The following is a 5,251-nucleotide window of genomic DNA, read 5'->3' as shown; positions in this document are numbered from 1 at the left end:
CATCACGCCGTGGAATTTTCCGATCGCTATTCCGGCCTGGAAGATCGCCCCGGCGCTGACACACGGCAACACCGTCGTCTTCAAGCCTGCGGAACTGGTTCCCGAGAGCGCCTGGACCATCGTCGACATCCTGCATCGCGCCGGCCTGCCGAAGGGCGTGCTCAATCTCGTCATGGGCAAGGGCTCGGTCGTCGGTCAGGCGATGCTCGACAGTCCCGATGTCAACGCCATCAGCTTCACCGGCTCGGTCGGCACCGGCAAGCGCGTCGCTGCGGCAAGCATCGAACACATGCGCAAGTTCCAGCTTGAAATGGGCGGTAAGAACCCGCTGGTCGTGCTCGACGATGCCGACCTCGCGATCGCCGTCGATTGCGCGCTCAATGGTGCCTTCTTCTCGACCGGCCAGCGTTGCACCGCCTCGTCCAGGCTGATTGTGGCTGACGGCATTCACGACCGCTTCGTCGACGCCCTCAAGGATCGCATGAGCAAACTGGTCATCGGCGATGCGCTCGACGCGCAGACCCAGATCGGTCCTGTCGTCGACGCGACGCAGCTGAAGCAGGACGAGGACTATATCGCCATCGGCGTCAGGGAAGGTGCCACGCTCGCCTTCGGTGGCGAGCGGCTCGACCGCAAGACGCCGGGCTTCTACCTGCAGCCGGCGTTGCTGACCGAGGCGACCAACGCCATGCGCAGTTCGCGCGAGGAGATTTTCGGGCCTGTCGCCAGCGTCATTCGCGTCAAGGACTATGACGAGGCGCTTTCCGTCGCCAATGACACGCCCTTTGGCTTGACCTCCGGCATCTGCACTTCGAGCCTCAAGCATGCCACGCACTTCAAGCGCAATTCGGAGGCCGGCATGGTGATGGTCAACCTGCCGACGGCGGGTGTCGATTTCCATGTTCCCTTCGGCGGCCGCAAGGGTTCGAGCTATGGGCCGCGCGAGCAGGGCCACTATGCGGCGGAGTTCTACACCACGGTGAAGACGGCCTACACATTCGCGGGCTGATCAGCCGTCGACCGATCAGCCGGGCTGATCGGTCACTGCCGACCACGCCGGCAACCCCGCCATGCACATCTGGATTGGAGCGGCGCGAAGGATGACAGTGCAGGACCTGACCTGGCTTAACCCGCCGCCGCACCATTCTATCGACGGCGACAGCGTTCGTGTGCGCACCGGCAAGGAGACCGATTTCTGGCGCGAGACCTTCTACGGTTTCTGGCGCGACAATGGCCACTTCCTGCACCGGCCCGTCGAAGGCGATTTCACCGCCGAGGTCACCGTCAAAGGCGACTACGAGGTGCTTTATGATCAGGCGGGGCTGATGGTCCGGCTCAGCGAAACCCATTGGATCAAGGCCGGTATCGAGTACACCGACGGCCTTGCCTATTTCTCCGTCGTGGTCACCAACGACACGTCAGACTGGTCGCTGGTCGCCATTCATGCCGGTCCGGGCGGCGTCAGGATCCGGCTGACCCGTCACGCCGAAACGATCCGTGTCCAGTATCTCGATGCTTCCGACGGCCACTGGAAGCCTGTGCGGCTCGCCTACTTTCCGATCTCCAGGACGGTCGATGTCGGCATGATGTGCTGTTCGCCGCAACGCGAGGGCTTCGAGGTCACATTCTCCGGCTTTTCGGTGGGGCCGCCGATATCGCGGGAATTGCACGATTGAGACGTGCGGCCTTGCGCCGACCGCAAGCCCTTCGACCTTTGTCATAATCAAGTCTGTAGATCGAGCCTCGCCGGCGGCTGCGCCTGTCGTAAGTTGGGTTCTCCGGAGCCGGAAGGGGTATTGCGGGGAAACTTTTGGCCTTTGTTCCGCTCAAGGCGAATATGTCGGGCAGCACGTTGCAACGGTATTGGCATCCGCGCTAGGAGTTGCCCATGGGCAGGTTGCGAAGGGCAGTCAAAAGAGCCGTCTATTCCAGGGCGCTGAGATTTCTTGGCGTTCCGCCCGTGCTGTGGTCGCAGGGGATCGGACATTTCTGCGATTTCGCCGGGCCGCGCTGGTATCGCAACGCGTCAACCGCATCGACACAGAGCGAGGCATTTTTCCGCCAGCATTACAGCGGCGCACATGGCATCGTCTGGCTGCGTCTGAGCACCTTGTCCAGGGATGCGCAAACCTGTGATCTCGACACGTTCGTCAGGATCGTGTTGCCGACGATCACGGCACCGTTCACGCTGCTGACGACCGATGGCGATGCTTCGGTGCCGTCTGATCTGGCGAAGGGCACCGTCGACCAGCTTCTCGCCAACCCCTTCCTGGTCTCCTGGTACAGCCAGAATTGTGACGGCACTCACCCCAGGGTCAAGCCTTTCCCGATCGGGCTCGATCTTCACACGCCTCGGTCCTTCGCCACGCCGGAAGGGCTTGTGAAGCAACTGGAAATCATACGCGCCCGGCAGGATCATGTGGACCGCCGCCCGCCCAGACTGTTCTCTGATTTCAGCATCAGCAATGGCTCGAGACAGCGCCGGGAACTGCTTGATGTCCTGCGCGGATGTCCGCATGTCGATTTCCTGGCGAAACGCGTCTCGCAGCGCTCGATCTGGCAACTGTACTCGCAATACCCGCTTGTCCTGTCCACCGAAGGCAACGGCCTGGACTGCCATAGGACATGGGAGCTGTTCTATCTCGGCTGCATCGTCGTCACCAAGACCTCGCCGCTCGACCCGCTCTATCAGGGTCTGCCGGTCATTGTCGTCGACGACTGGCATGAGGTCAGGGACCCCGATGCGCCAAGGCGCTGGATAGAGCAGGTTAAGCATCTGACCGAGCGCGACCATGTTTGGGGACGCTTGCATCCGCAAACCTATCTCGAGCCCATTCGGCAAGAACTTCTGCACGCACTCTGACAGGGCAGCCACGAAATTGGAGTCGCGGTCGGCAGGGCCCGCAGGATCCGCGGAAATATAGAGCCGGCTAACCTCTGGATGGCACCGACGTTTGGCGGATATCCGAGATGGTCGACGAGGCTTTCGTCAAGCGCCGCATCGTCGCCGAATGTCCGATGCACCAGCTGCGGCAGGCTGCCGGAATGTCACCATCGCCTGGACCACGCCAACCAGCGGCCAGCCAGATGCTTCCATGATGAGGTGAGCCTTGTCCGCCGATAGGTGTCGCCGGCCATCTTTATGCCTAGCGCCTGCGTCGGGAAGGGATGGATGACGTCGGCCAGCGCACGCAATCCCATGCCCGATTTGATGGCCAGCGACACCGCATTGATCATCTCACCGGCATGGCTGGCGACGACCGTGGCGCCCAGGATGCGGTCGGACCCTTCCCTGACGTGGATTTTGACGAAACCCTCCTCCTCGCCGTCCATGACCGCCCGGGCGACATCGTGCATCAGCACCGTATAAGTCTTGACCGGGATGCCGTTCTGGCGCGCCTCCGCCGGATAGAGGCCGACATGGGCGATCTCCGGATCGGTGTAGGTGCACCACGGAATGACCAGCTCGCTCAGTTTCCTGCGTCCGAGAAACAGGGCATTGCGCACGACCATGCGAGCTGTGGCCTCGGCGGTGTGGGTGAATTTGTAGGCGAGGCAGACATCGCCCGCCGCATAGATGTGCGGATTTGTGGTGCGGAGATAATCGTCCACCTTGATACCGTCGGCATCGTATGCCACCCCGGCGTTTTCCAGGTCGAGGCCGTCGACATTGGGCGATCGGCCGATGCCGGTGATGATCTCGTCGACGGAAATCGTTGTCGTGATGTCGTCGCACACCAGGTCGGCGAGCTTCTTGCCGCCTTCCGTTCGCACCGCTACCACCTCGGTGTTGAGGCGAACCTCGACACCTTCGCGCGCCAGCGCGTCCGAAAGGATCTGGGCGGCGTCGCGTTCCTCGCCGGGCAGGAACATCGGTTCCCGTTGCGCCAGGATGACCTTGGCACCGAGCAGGCAGAAGGCCTGCGCCGCCTCGCAGCCGAGCGGTCCGCCGCCAATGACCAGAAGCCGCTTCGGGCACTCCGTGAGCTCGAACATGGTCTCGTTGCTGAGATAGCCGGCCTCGGCAAGGCCTGGAATCGTCGGCAGCCTCGGGCGCGCGCCTGTCGCGATCAGCGCCTTCCTGAAACGCAAGTTTTGTCCGGCGACCGTGACAGCGTCCGGTCCGGAAAACAGCGTTTCGCCGAAATAAAGGTCGATGCCTTCGGAAACCAGCCTATCGGCGGCATCCGCGCGGCTGATCCGCTGCCGGATCTGCCGCATCCGCGTCATGGCGCGCGGAAAGTCGACGTGAAGACGGTCCGGCATGTCGCCGCCGAAATTCTCGGCATCGCGCATGTCGGCATAAAGCCTTGCGGTGCGGATGATCGACTTGGACGGGATGCAACCGACATTGACGCAAGTTCCGCCGATCAGATTGCGCTCGATGAGCGCGACCTTTGCGCCGAGGCCGGCCGCTTCGTAGGCGGCAGTCAGCCCAGCCGGCCCGGCACCGATGACGACGAGGTTGTAGGGACCGTCCGGCTGCGGGTTCTTCCAGTGCGGCGGATGGGCGCTCGCGATCAGACTGATGTCGTTGCTGTCGACGGGGAAGGCGGTGGTCCTGGTCCGGTCACGCGACATTGCCGCCACCTGACGCCGGGCTTGCCGGCTGAGACAGCCAGCCGCCATTGAATCCGGCCTTGTGCAGGCCGCGACGGATATGCTGATTGGACCGCATCAGCTTCCAGATCAGCCCTGACCGATGGTTCTCGATCATCATCACCACGATACCCTGATCCAGCCCATAGTGGCCCTCCGACACCCAGCCGTGCCTCCCGAATTTACGCCGGTTCGCCAATGTCGGATTGAAGCCGCTCGGCAGCCGGAAATTGTCGATCACCTCGGGGTAGCGATCACCGAGATGGCGCAGCGCCGCCAGGCAGATCTCCGGCGCGAAAGGCAGTGATGCCGGATAGGACCAAGGGGCGATCGTCCCGTCATCGGGCCCGAACGGAGCGCCGCGCGCGGCATAGCCGGAAAACCGCCGGCGCTGTCGCTCCACGCTGGTGCGGAAGCCGCCCGGCCCGTCGCCCGCCGAAAGTCCCCAAAGGTTCTCTTCATAGCCGTCATAGCCGTAAGGGTTGTGGCGCGCATAGTCGCGATGCAGATAGGTCGAGCGGCGGCTGTTTTCGAAATAGTCCGAGTTCTTCTCGCGCATGAAGGCGTCGCGGATGCCGGCGAAATCGATCCAGGCATGCGAGAACTGGTGCATGAACAATGGGCCGCCATACAGCACGTCGTAGCCGTAGAT

Annotated in this window: 5 protein-coding genes; 3 read left to right on the top strand and 2 right to left on the bottom strand. The window is 62.7% G+C overall.

All coding sequences use genetic code 11. The features are described 5' to 3' along the window. The 3 genes from ENZ74_RS20680 to ENZ74_RS20670 all read left to right on the top strand — a co-directional run. The coding region (locus ENZ74_RS20680) for an aldehyde dehydrogenase family protein (protein WP_127312960.1) at positions 1–1,009 on the top strand (1,009 nt) is incomplete at its 5' end. A gap of 91 nt (positions 1,010–1,100) precedes the next feature. After that, positions 1,101–1,676, top strand: coding sequence for a DUF1349 domain-containing protein (locus ENZ74_RS20675; protein ID WP_063170443.1), 576 nt, complete (start codon positions 1,101–1,103; stop codon positions 1,674–1,676). A gap of 212 nt (positions 1,677–1,888) precedes the next feature. After that, entirely contained in the window at positions 1,889–2,863 is a 975-nt protein-coding gene (locus tag ENZ74_RS20670) for a hypothetical protein (RefSeq protein WP_063169867.1), read from the top strand. Between the two features lie 185 nt (positions 2,864–3,048). Here the strand turns inward: ENZ74_RS20670 and ENZ74_RS20660 are convergent, their stop codons facing one another. Together ENZ74_RS20660 and ENZ74_RS20655 are read right to left on the bottom strand one after the other, a co-directional pair. Next, positions 3,049–4,581 (bottom strand): mercuric reductase, encoded by a 1,533-nt coding sequence (locus ENZ74_RS20660; protein WP_127312959.1) that lies wholly within the window; start codon positions 4,579–4,581, stop codon positions 3,049–3,051. Continuing rightward, positions 4,571–5,251, bottom strand: a 681-nt coding sequence (locus ENZ74_RS20655) for a glucoamylase family protein (RefSeq protein ID WP_281059716.1), incomplete at its 5' end; no start/stop codon positions are given. The genes ENZ74_RS20655 and ENZ74_RS20660, both read right to left, overlap by 11 nt.

This window comes from Mesorhizobium sp. M7A.F.Ca.CA.002.15.2.1 (assembly GCF_003998715.1).
Taxonomy (GTDB): Bacteria; Pseudomonadota; Alphaproteobacteria; order Rhizobiales; family Rhizobiaceae; genus Mesorhizobium; species Mesorhizobium ciceri.
This window is presented reverse-complemented; position numbering and strand designations above follow the sequence as displayed.

Excerpts from the sequence above, each read along its gene's own strand:
- ENZ74_RS20675 (WP_063170443.1), top strand. The coding sequence starts at position 1,101 with ATGACAGTGCAGGACCTGACCTGGCTTAACCCGCCGCCGCACCATTCT.
- ENZ74_RS20670 (WP_063169867.1), top strand. The coding sequence starts at position 1,889 with ATGGGCAGGTTGCGAAGGGCAGTCAAAAGAGCCGTCTATTCCAGGGCG.
- ENZ74_RS20660 (WP_127312959.1), bottom strand. The coding sequence starts at position 4,581 with ATGTCGCGTGACCGGACCAGGACCACCGCCTTCCCCGTCGACAGCAAC.